The following is a 15,181-nucleotide window of genomic DNA, read 5'->3' on the forward strand; positions in this document are numbered from 1 at the left end:
CCGATGACGACGACCTTGAATCCGCAGGCGAGCCGCCCAGCGTGGCCCGCGTCGCGTCTTGCCGCGCTGGCCGCAACGCTGGCCGTGCTCTATGTGGGCGTGCCGCTCGTGCTGGGCCACAACCTCTATCTGATGAGTCTGGCCGTGGCCTCGCTCACGATTGCGGGTATCGCGCTCGCGTGGGCGCTGCTCGGCAACCTGGGCGGCATGGTGAGCTTCGGGCATAGCGCGTTCTTCGGCGTGGGCTCGTACATCTCGGCGCTGCTTACGCTGAAGGCGGGTTGGCCCGTGTTTCCCGCCATCGTGGCGGGCGGCGTGGGCGCGGCGGTCGCCTCGTTCGCCATGGCGCCGGCATTGCGCCTGAAGGGTCCGTATTTCGCGCTGGCCATCCTCGCCTATGCGCAGATCTTTCGCATCGTCGCCACCGAATGGTCGGGGCTCACGGGCGGGGCGAGCGGTCTCTCCAGCATTCCCTCGCTGCCGAAAGTGGCGGGCTTCGACTTCGGCAGCAAGAGCGGCGGCTACCTGGTCATCCTGACTATCGTGCTCGTATTCGCCGTGGTCTACGCGAAGCTACGCGGCTCGCACGTGGGGCTCGCGCTGCGCGCGATGCACGAATCGGAGGACGCCACGCGCGTGGTGGGCGTGAACAGCGTGATGCTCAAGCTCGCGATGCTGATGCTCTCCGCGCTCATGACGGGCCTCGTGGGCGCCTTCAACGCGCACTACATCAACTTCCTCGAACCCGATTACGCATTCAACGCGAGCTGGGCCGTGGTGCCCATCATCGCGGCGATCTGCGGCGGCTATCGCACGATACTCGGGCCGCTGGTAGGCGCGGTGTCGGTGTACCTGATCGATCAGCTCGTGCTCAAGAGCCTCTTGCCCACCGGCCATCAGATCGTGCTGGGCATGCTGCTCATCGCGATGATCATCGTGAGTCCCGCAGGCTTGACCGCGCTGCGACTGAAACGTATCCGGCGAGGTGTCTATGCAGCAGGCTGAAGCGAAAGCCGAATTGCAATTGCAGGACGTGTCGATACGCTTTGGCGGCATCACGGCGGTAAGCGGCGTCTCGCTCACGCTCGGCACGCACGACGTGGTGGGCCTCGTGGGCCCCAATGGCGCGGGCAAGACCACGCTCTTCAACGCGGTTTCTGGGCTCGTGCGCCCCAGCAGCGGCTCGATCCGCTTCGCGGGCGTGGACCTGCTCAAGACGCCGCTATACCGTCGCGCGCGACTGGGCATCGGGCGCACCTTCCAAGTGCCGCAGCCCATGCACGAACTCACGGTGCGCGAGAACCTCGTGGTCTCGCAACGCTTTGGCGCAGGCCACGTGGATGAAGCGCGCATCGACGAAATCCTCGATTTTCTGGGGCTCGCGGGCAAGGCCCAGCGCAACGCGGCCACCGAACTGGCGCTCACGGAGCTCAAGGCGCTCGAAGTGGCGAAGGCGCTGGCGACGGGGCCGAAACTGCTGTTGCTCGACGAGGTGCTGGGTGGGCTGGAGACGGCAACCAAGCGGCGCTTCATGAAAACGCTGATCGACGTGCACGAGCGTTATAGCGTAGGCATCCTGATCATCGAGCACGATATCGAAACGGTGATGAACCTGTGCCGGCGCGTGGCCGTGCTCAACTTCGGCAAGCTGATCGCCGATGGGCCGCCGACCGAGGTATTCCGCGATCCGGAAGTGGTGCGCAGCTATACGGGGGAGGCCGCCCATGCTTGATATCAACAACGTGCGCGCGGGCTACGGCGCCATCAACGTGCTCTGGGACGTGACGCTGAACGTGGCGAGCGGCGAGGTGACCACCATTGTGGGCCCGAACGGCGCGGGCAAGACCACGCTGCTGCGCGCGATCATGGGGCTTGTGCCGATCGAGCACGGCCAGATCGTTTTCGAGGGTGCGGCGCTCGCGGGCGTACCCACGTGGGACATGGCGCAGCGCGGCATAGCGATGGTGCCCGAGGGCCGCATGATTTTCCGCGACATGTCGATCGAGGAAAACCTCATGCTGGGCGCGTTCGCGAAGACGCGCCGCGCCGGGGCCGCCCGGCAGCTCGAAGAAGTCTACGCGCTCTTTCCGCTGCTCAAGGAGCGCCGCGCGCTGCCGGCGGGCACGCTCTCGGGCGGCCAGGCACAGATGCTTGCGCTCGGGCGCGGCCTGATGTCCACGCCGCAATTGATGCTGATCGACGAGCCGTCGCTCGGGCTCGCGCCCGTGATGGTGCAGGAGGTGTTCGCGATTCTCGAACGGCTGAAGGCGGCGGGCCGCACGATCGTGCTGGTCGAGCAGAACACCCATATGGCGCTGCGGCTCGCCGATCAGGTCTATCTGATGCAGGGCGGCAAGGTCACGTTCGCGGCGCGCGCGAAGGAGGTGGATGTCGAGGCGCTGCACGATATGTACTTTGCGCGCTGAGGCGCCGCCGACGCCGCGTGGACCAGGCGTGCCGGCGCGCGCCGGGCCGCACGCGTGCGTTCGTGTAAGATCGCCGGATTCGCGGGCGCCGCACGAATGCGAGCGGACGCCCGTCTGAAAGCGGCGCGGCCACGGACGCCGCCGCTGGTTCCCCGCCCATGCCCGGCGCTGGCTCTACAGCCCGGGTCGATTTGGCGCGACAATAATCCAATTATTGTCAGCGGCGCGCGACCCGTTCGCCGTTAGCGCGCATCCCTACCTGGAGCCAGCATGTACGTCCCAGCCCATTTCGACGAGTCCCGCCCCGAAGTCCTGCATGCGCTCATCGCGCAGCATCCGTTCGGCACGCTCGTCACGCACGGCGCGAGTGGCCTGGACGCCAATCATATTCCGTTCGAACTCCTTGCCAATGAGGGCGCGCTCGGCACGCTGCATGCGCACGTCGCGCGCGCGAATCCGCTTTGGCAGGCGGTCGCCGACGGCGACGAGGTGCTCGCCATCTTCCGCGCCGGCGACGCCTATATTTCGCCCACCTGGTATCCGAGCAAGCACGAAACCCATCGCCAGGTGCCCACCTGGAATTATGTGGTGGTGCACGCGCACGGGCGCATCCGTATCCGCGACGACGAAAAATTCGTGCGTGGCGTGGTGGCACGCCTCACGCGCACGCACGAGGCGAACGAGGCGCAACCCTGGAAGATGGGCGACGCGCCGCAGGATTTTATCGACACCATGCTCAAGGCAATCGTCGGGATCGAGATCGAGATCACGCGTCTCGTTGGCAAGCGCAAGCTCAGCCAGAACAAGGAGGCGCGCGACATACGCGGCGCGGGCGAAGCGCTCGTGGCGCGCGAGCGCGACGACCTTGGCGCGCAGATGCTCGAGATTGCCGCGCGCAAGGCAGAACAGGGCTGAAGCGCGGCAACTTGAAACGCGCTACGGACCACGCGCCGCGTTGTCCGCTTGTCTAGATCACCAGCCGCGAATGGCCGATGCCGCCGCCCTTTTCCACGCGAATCTGCGTGGCGATGCGCTCCTTGAGACTGTCGACGTGGCTGATCACGCCAATCATCTTGCCGCTTGCATTGAGCGTGTCGAGCGCATCGAGCGCGATTTCCAGCGTATCGCCGTCGAGCGTGCCGAAGCCTTCGTCGAGGAACAGCGAATCGATCGAGGTCTTGTGGCTCACCAGATCCGAAAGTGCGAGCGCCAGCGCGAGGCTCACAAGAAAGCTCTCGCCGCCCGAGAGCGTGCGCGTGTCGCGCGTGGCGTCCGCCTGCCAGCCGTCGACGATTTCCAGTTCGAGTTCGCCCGTCGACTTGCGGCGCAGGAGATAGCGCGCGTGCAGGCGGTCGAGATGGCGGTTCGCGAGCGCGAGCAGATGGTCGAGCGTGAGCCCTTGCGCGAAGCGGCGGAATTTGTCGCCTTTCGCGGAGCCAATCAGCGCATCGAGCCGTTGCCAGAGATCGGCGTCATGGGTTTGCGTTTCGATCTGCTCGAACAGCGCGCGCTGGCTCTCGCGCTGCTGTGCGTCGCGCGTGAGCAGCCCGCGCTGATGGCCTAGCCGTTCGTTGAGCGCCGCGCTTTCCTTTTCCACCGCTTCGAGTTGCGCGTCCAGTGCGTCGAGCGTTGCATCCGTGAGCGCTTGCGTTTGCAGGCGCGCGAGTTTTTCGCGCGCGCCTTGCAGCAGTGCGCCCGCGGTCTGGTGCTCCTGCTCGCGTTGCTGCTTGAGTGCCTGGAGTTGCTTGCGCGTGTCGGCGGGCAAGAGCGCCGCGAGGAAGGCGGCCTGATCGGCGAAAGGGCTGCTGGCGAGCGCGGCTTGCCATGTTTGCGTGGCTGCGTCGAATGCAACCTGCTGCTGCGCAAGCGTGCGTTCGAGATGCGCGAGCTGGCCGTCGAGCGTGGCAAGCTCGCGCGTGAGTGCTTCGGCGCGCGCCACGCCGGCTTCGAATGCTTCCGGGTTGCCGTCGTCGTCGGGGCTATCGGTGAGATCGCCAATATCGTCTAACAGGGAAGCCGTTGGTTGGCTGCGTGCCGGATCAACTGATTCGGATTTCGAAGTTTCCACGCCGATGGCTTTGCAGCGCTCGCGCCACGCCTGGGCTTGTGCCTGGGTGGCATCGCATTGCCCGCGCTGGCGCACCAGCGCCTGTTCGAGTGCCTGCAGCCGGCGTTGCGTGTCTTGCCACGTGCGCCATTCGGCTTCGCGCGCTTGCAGCCACGCGGTGCTGTCCTCGGGAATGGCATTGACCGCGTAGCCGCCCGCGCGCACCGTTTCGAGCAAGGTGTTTGCTTCGCGTTCGAGGTCGGCTTGCAGCGTGTCGCGCTCACGCGCGACCTCGGCAAGACGCGCCTGCATGCCGTTGAGCGACTGCTCCAGCAACGCCGCCTGAGCGCGCGCCGCCTGCAAGGCGTCGGAACAACGGCCGTTCGCCTCGCGTGCGCGTGCAAGCGCTTGCTCCGCGTGCTCGACCGCGTCCAGATGCTGCTTGATCTGTTGCGCGGTTCGTCCCGCAGCGTCGCGCGCGGCTGCGATTGCTTCCGGACGCTGCCAGTCGGTGTCTTCGATGGCGGACTGCACGGGGAGCGTGGCGATGATCGCATCCCATTCTTCGCGGCCCTCGGCGACGCGCGTTGCAAGCCGCTCGTGCTGCGCACGTTGCTGGGCCTGCGTGGCGCGCAGCGCCGACAAGGCCTCCACGGCTTCGCGCAGACGCCGCTCCGAAGCCTGCAATTGCGAGCGGATGGCTTGCAGAGCGGCTTGCGTTGCCGAGACATCGAGTGCGCGATACGCCTCGATCGCCGGGTGCTCGTGCGAGCCGCAGAGCGGGCACGCCTCGCCTGGCCGCAACTGCTCGCGATGCTGCGCGAGGCTGCGGATGACCTGTTCCTGTTCGAGCAGCTTTTGCTTGTCGTCCGCGCGAGCCTGGCATTGCGCGTGCGCCTGCTGCAAGGTCTTGAGCGCTTCGTCTTGAGCGCCGATATCGTGCTCCACGCGCGCCAGATTGGCCGCGAGCGTGCGCGCTTCCTCGGCGAGCGCGCGACGGCGCGCGGCTACCGCTTCCAGTTGCTGCCAGCCGGCGAATGCCGCTTGCCCGGCTTGCCATGCGTCGCGCAGTTGCGCGAGCGTCTGGCCCGCGAGCCGCTGCTCCTGCGCGGCGTGCTGTGTTTGCAGGGCGGTATCGGACTCGGCTTTGGCGCGCTCGGCGGCGGCGAGCGTTGCGGCATGCCGTTCGCGTTGGGTGCGTTGCTCGCTTTGTTGCCGTTCCAGATCGGCGCGCTGTTTCACCCGCGCGGCAACATCGGCTTGCATGCGCCGGCGCTGCTCGAACTGCTGACGCCACGCGCCGATTCGCTCGCCAAGCTGCGCGAGATTTTCATTGGCCCGGCAAAAGGCATCGAGTTGCTGCCTTTGGGCGTCGAGCGTTTCGTGTTGCGCTTGCGCGTCGCGTGCGAGGCTTGCCGCAAGCGCGGCGGTCGTGCCGTATTCGCGCCGCTGCGCGGCGAGCCGCTCCGTGCGTTCGCGACGCAAGGCAACGAGGTCCGCGCTGGATTGCCGCCATGCGGCCTCGGTCTGCTGCAAGCCTTGAAACGCGGGGTGCAGCGCCTGAGCGGGCTCGCTTGCGGCGAGGCGCGCGAGTTCGGGCGCGGCGGCTTCAAGTGCGCCGGTTGCCGTGGCAAGGCGCGCCTCGCCCGACTGCGCATCCGTTTCGGCTTGCGCCAGATCGCGACGCCATTGGCGCTGGGCATGCAGCGTTTTTGCCTGCGCCGCGAGCGTGGTCAACTGCCCCGTGAACGCGCCGATCTCCTGCTCCATCGCCGCGCGCTGCTCGGCGCTCAGCAGTTCCATGCCTTCGGCCTTGGCGCGCAGGTGCTTGAGCGCGTCGCGCGCCTCGCCCGCGCGCTCGAACACCTTGCGCGAGAGCTCGCCGTAGATTTCGGTGCCGGTGAGCTCCTCGAGCAATTCCGCGCGGTCGTTCGCGGTGGCGTTGAGGAACGCCGCAAAGCCGCCTTGCGCGAGCAGCATCGAGCGCGTGAAGCGCGGGAAATCGAGCCGCGTGATTTCCGTTACGCGCTTGAGCTTCTCGTTGATATGCGTGGTGAGGATCTTGTCGCCACCGCCGCCACTATCAGCCACTTTCGCCAGTTCCACGCGCGGCGCCTGCAAGGCGCCATCGACCTTGTCGCGTGCGCGGCGCTGGCTCCAGAACGCGCGATAGACTTCGCCCTTCACTTCGAAGACCACTTCCGCGAGGCAGTCCGCGGTATGGCGCGTCATGATCTCGTTCGCCGACGCGGAAACCGTCTTCAGGCGCGGCGTCTCGTGATAGAGCGCGAGGCAGATCGCGTCGAGCAGCGTGGACTTGCCGGCCCCCGTGGGCCCGATGATGGCGAACAGGCCGTTCTCGGCGAACGGCGGCTTCGTGAAGTCGATATGCCACTCGCCCTTGAGCGAGTTCAGGTTCTTCAGGCGCAGACTGCGGATCTTCATGCTTCGCCCTCCACGGTGGCGGCGAGCACGCGCTTATAGCGCTCGGTGAGCGCGGCGCGCACCTCGTCGTCGAGGGCTTCGTGTGCGAGGCGGCGCGCGAACACGTCGAGCGGATCGAGTTCGTCGAGCGTGACGCCGGCATCGCCCGACAACTGCGCCACGGCGTTGCCGCGCTCGCGGCGAATGCGCAGCACTTCAAGCGGCAGACCTTCGGTCATCGTCTGGATGCGCGCGGGGAGGTCGGCCAGGTAGTCATCTTCGGCGACTGTCACTTCGAGCCAGACGGGCCGCTCCAGCGTGGCGTCGCGCGCGATTTGAGCGAAGGTGTCGGGCAGCGACTTCAAATTGCCCCGCAGCGCAACGAGCGGCTGAAATACCGGCACGGGCAGCGGCGTAACGGCTTCGAGACCCGTCTCGCCCAGATCGACGAGCAAGACTTCCTTTTGCTGCGCGGCCTCGTCGAAGCTCAGCGCGATGGGCGATCCGCTATAGCGGATATGCTCGTGACCGCCCACTTTCTGGGGTCTGTGGATATGCCCAAGCGCGAGATAGTCCACGCTCGGGAACGCGCTCGTGGGGAACGCGTCGAGCGCGCCCACGTAGATCTCGCGCACCGATTCGCTTGCGCTCGCGCCCACCGTGGTGAGATGGCCCGTGGCGATGAGCGGCACGTTGCGGCCTAGTTGCGCGCTCAACTTGTTGCGCTGCTCGTCCGCCTCCGCATAAACGTCTTGATAGTAGGCCTGAATCGCGAGTTGCAATGATTGCTGCTTCTGCTCGGCGCTCTGGCCGTATTCGCTCTGCATGACGTCGCGCGCGCGAATGAAGGGCACCGCACACACCACGCAGCCGGGTGCCGCGTCCGCGCCGTGCTGTGACTTCAGCGGCCGCAGCGGTAGTACGCACACCTGCGTCGCGGGCGCATCGGCGGCCGGCACCACGCGCGCCGAGAGCTGCTCCAGCAATGCGCTGCTTTCGCGCAGTGTCGCCACGGAGTCGTGATTGCCGCCGAGCAGCAGCAGCGCTACACCGGCCGTGTGCAGGCGCACGACGAGCTGGCTATACAGTTCGCGCGCGTAGCTGGGCGGCGTGCCGGTATCGAAGATGTCGCCGGCAATCAGGACGGCATCGACGGCGTGCGCATCGACCTGGGCCATGAGCCAGTCGATGAGCTGCTGATGCTCGGCCTGGCGGCTCTTGCCCATGAAGTTCTGGCCCAGATGCCAGTCTGAGGTGTGGAGGATGCGCATGGGGGCGGAGTTCGTTATGGAGGCGGCCCGCGCAAATGCGGTGCGAAGCGGGCACAAAGCGGGCTCGCGGGCACAAAGCGCGCTCGGAGCGTGCACAAAGCGGGCGCAAGTGGGGGATTGTAGTGCAGGTGCGGCGCGCGGGCGGCATTCGGAACCCGATGGCGTGCCGGCTGAGGGGGAGGGCGGGAAGAGCGCTTCGCGCTATCATTGCCTCCATTAGTGATGGATGAACTCCGGAGGACCGGGGTTTATCCGATACCAGCCGACTTTCAAGCAGACTCACGCCGATTCAAGCCAACAATGGCCACAAAGAACACCACAGGCACCGCGCGCCGCGGCGCGGCGCCAGGCAAGCGCGCTGCGCTGCCGCCCGAGGAGACGCACCCCGACGCCGATGTCGCCCAGGCCGGCGCCAATGCGGATACCAGCGCGGATACCAGCGCGGACACCAGCGGGGAAACCAGCGTAGAGGAAGAGGGTGCGCTCGCGTCCACCTATCTCGTGCCGGGCCTCGAGCGCGGGCTGCGCATCCTCGCTGAATTCTCGGCGCGCGAACCCGTGCTGGGCGCGCCTGAACTGTCGCGGCGCATCGGTATTCCGCGCACGACCACGTTTCGTCTCTTGCAGACCCTCGAAGCGCTCGGCTTCATCGAGCGCGCCAACGGCGACCGCCAGTACCGGCTCAGCGTGGCGGTGCTGCGCCTGGGCTTCGAATATCTGAGCTCGCTCGAACTGACCGACTTCGGCACACCGGTGCTGGAGCGCCTGCGCGACGCGACCGGCCTGAGCACCCATCTGCTGATTCGCGACGAGCGCGACGTGGTGTTCGTGGCGAAGGCGCAGACGCGCGAGCCGATGTTCAGCTCCGTGAAGGTCCATGTGGGCACGCGCCTGCCCGCGCATGCCACCGTGCACGGCCAGGTGCTGATGGGCGACCTCACGCTCGCCGAATTGCGCGCGCTCTATCCCGAGAAGCAGCTCGAGCGCTATACGGACCGCACGCCCGCGACCGTGGTCGATCTCCATGCGCGCGTGCGCGAGTTCGCAGAGCAAGGCTATGCAGTGAGCGAAGCGTCGTTCGAGACCGGCATTTCGGTGGTGACCGCGCCGGTGCGCGACCAGTCGGGCCGCATCGTGGCCGCGCTCACGGCGACGGTGCCGCGCTCGGACATCGGCGATGCCGAGCGCGTGCCGCTCGTGGCCGAGGTGTGCGCGGCGGCATTCGACTTGTCGACGCGGCTCAATTACCGCCCCGTGCCCGGCGATCCCACCGCGGCCCAGGCCGCGCAGGCGCCCGCCGCCGCCGCACGCGGCCGCGGCTTTCACGCGCTCTGAAACGCACCGATCTCTTCCCGCGCGCTTCGATGTGTTGCGTTGTGCTGCGTTGTGCTTCCATGTGCGCCGCGCGCAGTCATGCGCGGCGCACACGACCATCAGAATGAATGGTGGATGCCGGTGAGCACGATGGCCTGATTGCGTCCGCTCGACACGCCCGCAGTGAAGAAGGCGGCGTGCGCGTTCGAGTTGGCGTGCTCGTAGAGCGCGTTCACATAGACCTGCGTGCGCTTCGACAACGAGTACACGTCGCCGATCATCACCTGAGTCCAGCGGCGGCCGTCCAGCGTGGAGGTGGCCGCACCGCCCACGACGCTGTTGAACGCCGAGAACTGGTAGTTCGCGCCGGCGTCGTAGCTCTGGAACGTGTCCGAGTGGCCGTTGGACTCCAGCTTCGTGCGCGTATAGAGACCGTGTACGAGCACCTTGCCGAACGAATACGACGCGCCAAGGCCCATGTTCTCCACCTTGCCGGCCAGATACGTGGCCGAAGGCTGGCCCTGGAAGGTCGCGATGCCGGTGGTGGCCATCGACACCGTGCGATCGTGCTCGTTCGACCACGATGCGCCGGCCTTGAACGGGCCATTCGCATAACTAAGCGAAAAGCTCATCGTGCGGCCGGTCGAGAAGTTCGTGGTGTTGCCGAAGCCGAACATCGCGCCCGCCGTGAAGCCGTACCAGGTGGGCGAGCGGTATTTCACCGAGTTGTCGTAGGGCACGACGCCGGTATCCGCGAGTTCGTCGATGTTGCCGGGGTGGAAGGCATACCAGCTCGACCCCAGGTACGCCGTGCTGAACGGGCCGAGCACGTCGAATGAAAATGGCGTCTGATGGCCCAACGTGAGCGAGCCGAACTGATTCGAGGCGAGACCCACGAACGCCTGGCGATTGAACAGTGTGTTGGCCTTCGCCATCGCGCCCGTGTTCACATAAAAACCGTTTTCGAGCTGGAAGATCGCCTTGAGGCCGCCGCCCAGATCTTCCTGGCCGCGCAGGCCCCAACGGTCGGGCTGCGTATTGCCCTGCTCCTCCATCCACTTCGAATGGCCCCCGACGTTGCTGATGTAGGCCACACCCGCATCCAGACTGCCATATAGCGTGACGCTGCTTTGCGCCCATGCAGACGAGACGGCGCAGATACCCGTCAACCCCGCGGCAATGAAGTGTTTCAACTTTGTACTCCTGATCGTATGACGAAAGGCCGGCGTAATCGTCCGGCCGACCCAGTTCCTCGAGATGGCGCGATGTGCTTCTGGAAGCGACTCGCGTTCTTATTTGTTCCAAATATGGTTTGATGTGCTGCGGATGGAACGTTTTTGGAAGTATAGTGACTCTCGTGCGACGTCGAAATACTTTTTTGGGACGGTAGTTCCCCCAGGTGCGGTCCCGCCGATACTGGCGGGATACGCGCGTAAGTGCCTGCACCGTAAGCGTTTTGGCAAGCCGGGCGAGATCGTGGACAGCTGTGGACAACGTCAATCATGTCCCTTTCAGAGATGCGCTCGGTATTTTCCCCAGGAGCCGTGAATTTCTGTTTTCTCGCCGCCAGAACGTTCCTATAATTGACCATACACGAACTGATGTTCCGTATGTGGAACATAGTTGATCGGGAAAGGTGAGAAATGGCTGAAGAATGGCGTTGCGCCGGACATGCCGGCGATCTGTCCGACGACGCGCCGCTCGAGTACAAGCTCGACGGCACGGAGATCGGCATCTACAAGGTGGGCGACGCGCTCTATGCGCTCGAAAACGTCTGCCCTCATGCGTACGCGTTGCTGACGCAAGGCTTCGTCGACGGTGACACCGTCGAATGCCCGCTACACGAAGCCGTGTTCCATATCCCAACCGGGAAATGCCTCAAGGAGCCCGGCGGCCGCGATCTGAAGACGTACGCGGTGCGGCTCGCCGGCGAAGAAATTCAGATCAAGGTGGAATGACATGCGAGAAGTCCCCGTGAAATTCAATCCGTTGCTCAAGCCCTGGCTCGCGCCGCAACCGAACAACGTGGCCGGCAAGGGTGTGATCGAGCAGCCGGGCCAGACCGAAAACCTGGTCTGGCAAACGCGCAAGGCCGAACCCACGCAATACGAGAACGATTTCGGCGATGCGCTCGAACAGGTGTTCGAAGCGGGCGCCACCGAACTCGACGAAGTGGTGGCGGGCCTGAACCGCATCGGTTTTCGCACGCCCGAAGGCGCGGCCTGGAATGCCGAGCGCCTCGCCGCCGAATTCCGTCTGCTCGCCGACTGAGCCAGCGCCCGGAACTACGGAAACACTGAACACGGAGACCCCACATGACGTCCCCCACGCCTGAAGCCGCCGGCGGCGCCGACCCGATTCGCGCCTACCTCGACCGCGGCATCAAAAACTACTGGTATCCCGTTGCGCCGAGCTGGCAAGTGGGCAACGCGCCCATCGGCATCACGCGCCTTGGCGAGCAGATCGTGCTGTGGCGCGATCAGGACGGCCAGGTCCACGCGCTCGAAGACCGCTGCCCGCACCGTGGCGCGCGCCTTTCGCTCGGCTGGAATCTCGGCAACCGCGTGGCCTGCTGGTATCACGGCATCGAAGTCGATGGCAGCGGCACCGTGCAGAACGTGCCGGCCGTTTCGGCCTGCCCGCTCGAAGGCACCAAGTGCGTGAAGTCGTATCCGGCGCAAGAGCATGCCGGTGCGGTCTTCCTGTGGTTCGGCGATGAAGCGCACAAGGAACCCGCGCCGCTGCAACTGCCCGAAGAACTCGTGGGCGACGAGTATGCGAGCTTCCTGTGCATGTCCAACTGGAAGTGCAATTACCAGTACGCCATCGACAACGTGATGGACCCGATGCACGGCGCGTATCTGCACGCGACGTCGCACTCGATGGCCGAAGGCGACAAGCAGGCCGACATGCGTGTGCGCAAGACCGAGAGCGGGCTGATATTCGAGAAGGTCGGCCAGCGCGACGTGAACTTCGACTGGGTCGAACTGGGCGAAACCGGCTGCCTGTGGATGCGCCTCGCGATTCCGTACAAGAAGAAGTTCGGGCCGGGTGGCAACTTCGGCATCATCGGCTTCGCGGTGCCTGTGGACGGCGATAACTGCCAGGTCTATTTCTGGCGCACCCGCAAAGTGCAGGGCTGGCAGCGCGACGCATGGCGCTTCATGTATCGCAACCGCCTCGAAGGCCTGCACTGGGACGTGCTCGAGCAAGACCGCTACGTGCTGGAAAGCATGGCGCCGCACGCGCGCGATCACGAATTCCTCTATCAGCACGATGTGGGCATGACACGCGTGCGCCGCATGCTGCGCCAGCGTGCCCAGCAGCACTTCGCCGAACTCGACGCATTGCGCGCCCAGCAGGGCGGCGCCGAGCAACCCGCGGGACACAGCCATGCATGACGCCAAACTTGCGGCGCAGGCAACGCTTGCCGGCCGTCGCGTGATCGTCACGGGTGGTGCGCGGGGTTTGGGCGCGGCGTTCGTGAGCGCGCTGGCTGCGGCCGGCGCGCGCGTGAGCTTCGGCGACGTGCTGCACGAAGCGGGCGAAGCGCTGGCGAAGTCGCTCGCGGCAGCCGGCCATGACGTGGCGTTCGCACCGCTCGATCTCGCGCAGCCCGAGAGCATTACCGCATTCGTCGATGGCGCCGCGCAACGCATGGGCGGCGTGGACGCGCTCATCAACAACGCGGCCATCACGAATTCGGGCGGCAAGTTCGCGCACGAAATCAGCGTGGCAACGTGGGACGCCGTGATGGACGTGAACGTGCGCGGCACCTGGCTCATGTGCGCAGCGGCGCAGCGCTGGCTGCGCGAGTCGGGCCGTGGCGCCATCGTCAATATCGCTTCGGACACCGCACTATGGGGCGCGCCGAAACTGCTCGCCTACGTGGCGAGCAAGGGCGCCGTGATTGCCATGACGCATTCGCTCGCACGCGAATTCGGCGCGGACGGCATTACCGTCAACGCCATCGCGCCGGGCCTCACCGAAGTGGAAGCCACGGCCTACGTGCCCGCCGAGCGCCATGCGTATTACCTCGAAGGGCGCGCATTGCAGCGCGCCCAGGTGCCCGAGGATGTCTCGGGCCCGGTGTTGTTCCTCTTGTCCGACGCGGCACGTTTCGTGACCGGGCAACTGCTGCCGGTGAACGGCGGCTTCGTGATGAATTGAATACGTCGATGATGAGTTTGCAGGAATCCAAGGAGAAAACGATGGCCGATGTCGAAATCGAGAGCAAGTCGTGGGACCGTCCCGCCGAAGCGAGTTTTGACGACTGGATGAACAGCCGCGTGGCGCGCTACGAAACGCGCCGCTACGACTGGGATGCGCTGAAGTTCCAGGCCGATTACGACCCGAAGTACCGCCGCGCGCAAATGCGCTACGTGGGCACCGGCGGCACCGGCGTCGCGAAGGATACCAACACCGTGCCGGCTGGCGGCTTCACGTTCTCGACCATGGTGATCCCGGCCGGCAACATCGGCCCGAGCCATATTCATATGGACGTCGAAGAAATTTTCTTCGTGCTGCGCGGCAAGATGAAGGTGATCTGCGAGAAGGACGGCGAGACGTGGGAAGCCGTGCTCGGCGAGCGCGACCTGATCTCGGTGCCGCCGGGCGTGTACCGCACGGAAATCAATATCGGCGAGGAAGACGCGCTGATGTGCGTGATGCTTGGTTCGTCGAAGCCCATCACGCCGACTTACCCGCCGGATTCGCCGCTCGCGAAGATCAAGCGTGAAGCGAAGTAAGACGACGCAGTAAAGCAACCGGCCCACGAATCAGCAACGGATACCGAAGTCATGAACCAGGCGATCGACACTGCCGCCTCATCAGCCGCCGCGCTCGAAACGCGTCTCGCGCGCTTTGCGCTGCGCGACGTGCGGGCCGGCGAGGCGCGCGTGAGCTATCGCGAGGCAATCGATGAAAGCGGTCAAGCGGCACTGCCGCTCGTGCTCCTGCATGGCATTGGCTCCGGTGCGGCTTCGTGGGTGCAGCAGTTCGAAGCGCTGGGTGAAGCGTCAGGACGTTCGCGCCGCGTGCTCGCGTGGGATGCGCCCGGTTACGGCGCTTCCACGCCGGTGGCGAGTGCGTCGCCCGTTGCCGCCGACTATGCGCGCGTGCTGGCCGACTGGCTCGATGCGCTCGATATCGCGCGCTGCGTGCTGGTCGGGCATTCGCTGGGCGCGATCATCGCGGGCGCTTTCGCTGCCGCCTATCCGGCGCGTGTGAGCGGCTTGCTGCTGCTCTCGCCTGCCGGTGGCTATGGCGCGGCCGACGCCGCCGTGCGTGAAGAGAAGCGCGACGCGCGCCTCGCGATGCTGGCCGAACTCGGCCCGCAAGGTCTCGCGGAAAAACGCAGCGCCAACATGCTCTCTCCGCACGCCAGCGCGCAAGCGCGCGATTGGGTGCGCTGGAACATGTCGCGCGTCGTGCCGCACGGCTATGCACAAGCCACGCATCTGCTCGCGAACGCCGACCTCGCCGCCGACCTCGCGCGCTGCGTGGGCAAGGTGCCGATGGCCGTTGCCGTGGGCGCCGAAGACACGATTACGCCGCCGCCGGCCTGCGAGCGGCTTGCGCAAATTGCGCAGGCGCCGTTCCAGACCGTGCCGCGCGCCGGTCACGCAGGGTATATCGAGCGGCCTGATGCATACAGCGCGCTGATCGATACATTCTGCCTTGCACATTAAGTACTACGG

The 15,181-nt window shown here is 65.8% G+C and carries 14 protein-coding genes; 11 read left to right on the forward strand and 3 right to left on the reverse strand.

Translation table 11 applies throughout. The annotated features are described in order from the left end of the window. Window positions 1-3 precede the first annotated feature (3 nt). The 4 genes from L5014_RS00260 to L5014_RS00275 all read left to right on the forward strand — a co-directional run bounded on the left by L5014_RS00260 (window position 4) and on the right by L5014_RS00275 (window position 3,341). The gene (locus tag L5014_RS00260) at window positions 4-1,005 is read left to right on the forward strand and encodes a branched-chain amino acid ABC transporter permease (protein ID WP_238461588.1); all 1,002 of its coding nucleotides are present in this window, start codon (window positions 4-6) and stop codon (window positions 1,003-1,005) included. Then, complete coding sequence (locus L5014_RS00265; RefSeq protein ID WP_238461589.1) at window positions 992-1,732, forward strand: ABC transporter ATP-binding protein; 741 nt, start codon at window positions 992-994, stop codon at window positions 1,730-1,732. The genes L5014_RS00260 and L5014_RS00265 overlap by 14 nt, the downstream gene beginning before the upstream one ends. After that, entirely contained in the window at window positions 1,725-2,426 is a 702-nt protein-coding gene (locus tag L5014_RS00270) for an ABC transporter ATP-binding protein (protein ID WP_238461590.1), read from the forward strand. Before L5014_RS00265 ends, L5014_RS00270 begins: the two co-directional genes overlap by 8 nt. Before the next feature lie 270 nt (window positions 2,427-2,696). Further along, a complete protein-coding gene (locus L5014_RS00275; RefSeq protein WP_238461591.1) occupies window positions 2,697-3,341 on the forward strand; it encodes an FMN-binding negative transcriptional regulator in 645 nt (214 codons plus the stop codon). Window positions 3,342-3,393: 52 nt separating this feature from the next. On the opposite strand, the gene L5014_RS00280 is transcribed toward L5014_RS00275, so the two are convergent. Together L5014_RS00280 and sbcD are read right to left on the reverse strand one after the other, a co-directional pair. Continuing rightward, entirely contained in the window at window positions 3,394-6,918 is a 3,525-nt protein-coding gene (locus L5014_RS00280; RefSeq protein ID WP_238461592.1) for an AAA family ATPase, read from the reverse strand. Next, complete coding sequence (sbcD, locus tag L5014_RS00285) at window positions 6,915-8,168, reverse strand: exonuclease subunit SbcD (protein WP_238461593.1); 1,254 nt, start codon at window positions 8,166-8,168, stop codon at window positions 6,915-6,917. The genes L5014_RS00280 and sbcD overlap by 4 nt, the downstream gene beginning before the upstream one ends. 300 nt (window positions 8,169-8,468) lie before the next feature. Between sbcD and L5014_RS00290 the strand changes: the two genes are divergently transcribed. After that, the gene (locus L5014_RS00290; protein ID WP_238461594.1) at window positions 8,469-9,503 is read left to right on the forward strand and encodes an IclR family transcriptional regulator; all 1,035 of its coding nucleotides are present in this window, start codon (window positions 8,469-8,471) and stop codon (window positions 9,501-9,503) included. 98 nt (window positions 9,504-9,601) lie between these two features. Here the strand turns inward: L5014_RS00290 and L5014_RS00295 are convergent, their stop codons facing one another. Further along, complete coding sequence (locus tag L5014_RS00295) at window positions 9,602-10,675, reverse strand: porin (RefSeq protein WP_238461595.1); 1,074 nt, start codon at window positions 10,673-10,675, stop codon at window positions 9,602-9,604. A 450-nt stretch (window positions 10,676-11,125) separates the two neighbouring features. Between L5014_RS00295 and L5014_RS00300 the strand changes: the two genes are divergently transcribed. Genes L5014_RS00300 through L5014_RS00325 form a run of 6 tightly spaced genes read left to right on the forward strand, consistent with a single transcriptional unit; the run spans window position 11,126 to window position 15,172 of the window. Further along, window positions 11,126-11,440, forward strand: coding sequence for a non-heme iron oxygenase ferredoxin subunit (locus L5014_RS00300; protein WP_238461596.1), 315 nt, complete (start codon window positions 11,126-11,128; stop codon window positions 11,438-11,440). Window position 11,441: 1 nt separating this feature from the next. Further along, window positions 11,442-11,753, forward strand: coding sequence for a recombinase-like helix-turn-helix domain-containing protein (locus tag L5014_RS00305; RefSeq protein WP_238461597.1), 312 nt, complete (start codon window positions 11,442-11,444; stop codon window positions 11,751-11,753). A gap of 44 nt (window positions 11,754-11,797) precedes the next feature. Further along, window positions 11,798-12,883, forward strand: coding sequence for an aromatic ring-hydroxylating dioxygenase subunit alpha (locus L5014_RS00310; RefSeq protein WP_238461598.1), 1,086 nt, complete (start codon window positions 11,798-11,800; stop codon window positions 12,881-12,883). Continuing rightward, window positions 12,876-13,652: an SDR family oxidoreductase gene (locus L5014_RS00315; protein WP_238461599.1), complete on the forward strand. Its 777-nt coding sequence runs from the start codon at window positions 12,876-12,878 to the stop codon at window positions 13,650-13,652. Before L5014_RS00310 ends, L5014_RS00315 begins: the two co-directional genes overlap by 8 nt. Before the next feature lie 41 nt (window positions 13,653-13,693). Further along, window positions 13,694-14,230 (forward strand): cupin domain-containing protein, encoded by a 537-nt coding sequence (locus tag L5014_RS00320; RefSeq protein ID WP_238461600.1) that lies wholly within the window; start codon window positions 13,694-13,696, stop codon window positions 14,228-14,230. A 51-nt stretch (window positions 14,231-14,281) separates the two neighbouring features. Further along, window positions 14,282-15,172: an alpha/beta fold hydrolase gene (locus L5014_RS00325; protein ID WP_238461601.1), complete on the forward strand. Its 891-nt coding sequence runs from the start codon at window positions 14,282-14,284 to the stop codon at window positions 15,170-15,172. Window positions 15,173-15,181 lie beyond the last annotated feature (9 nt).

The sequence above is a fragment of the Paraburkholderia tagetis genome (genome assembly GCF_022213065.1).
Lineage (GTDB): Bacteria > Pseudomonadota > Gammaproteobacteria > Burkholderiales > Burkholderiaceae > Paraburkholderia > Paraburkholderia tagetis.

Coding starts and splice junctions, on each gene's coding strand:
- L5014_RS00300 (WP_238461596.1), top strand. CDS start 11,126: ATGGCTGAAGAATGGCGTTGCGCCGGACATGCCGGCGATCTGTCCGAC.
- L5014_RS00260 (WP_238461588.1), top strand. CDS start 4: ATGACGACGACCTTGAATCCGCAGGCGAGCCGCCCAGCGTGGCCCGCG.
- L5014_RS00310 (WP_238461598.1), top strand. CDS start 11,798: ATGACGTCCCCCACGCCTGAAGCCGCCGGCGGCGCCGACCCGATTCGC.
- L5014_RS00305 (WP_238461597.1), top strand. CDS start 11,442: ATGCGAGAAGTCCCCGTGAAATTCAATCCGTTGCTCAAGCCCTGGCTC.
- L5014_RS00320 (WP_238461600.1), top strand. CDS start 13,694: ATGGCCGATGTCGAAATCGAGAGCAAGTCGTGGGACCGTCCCGCCGAA.
- sbcD (WP_238461593.1), bottom strand. CDS start 8,168: ATGCGCATCCTCCACACCTCAGACTGGCATCTGGGCCAGAACTTCATG.
- L5014_RS00325 (WP_238461601.1), top strand. CDS start 14,282: ATGAACCAGGCGATCGACACTGCCGCCTCATCAGCCGCCGCGCTCGAA.
- L5014_RS00280 (WP_238461592.1), bottom strand. CDS start 6,918: ATGAAGATCCGCAGTCTGCGCCTGAAGAACCTGAACTCGCTCAAGGGC.
- L5014_RS00265 (WP_238461589.1), top strand. CDS start 992: ATGCAGCAGGCTGAAGCGAAAGCCGAATTGCAATTGCAGGACGTGTCG.
- L5014_RS00270 (WP_238461590.1), top strand. CDS start 1,725: ATGCTTGATATCAACAACGTGCGCGCGGGCTACGGCGCCATCAACGTG.
- L5014_RS00315 (WP_238461599.1), top strand. CDS start 12,876: ATGCATGACGCCAAACTTGCGGCGCAGGCAACGCTTGCCGGCCGTCGC.
- L5014_RS00275 (WP_238461591.1), top strand. CDS start 2,697: ATGTACGTCCCAGCCCATTTCGACGAGTCCCGCCCCGAAGTCCTGCAT.
- L5014_RS00290 (WP_238461594.1), top strand. CDS start 8,469: ATGGCCACAAAGAACACCACAGGCACCGCGCGCCGCGGCGCGGCGCCA.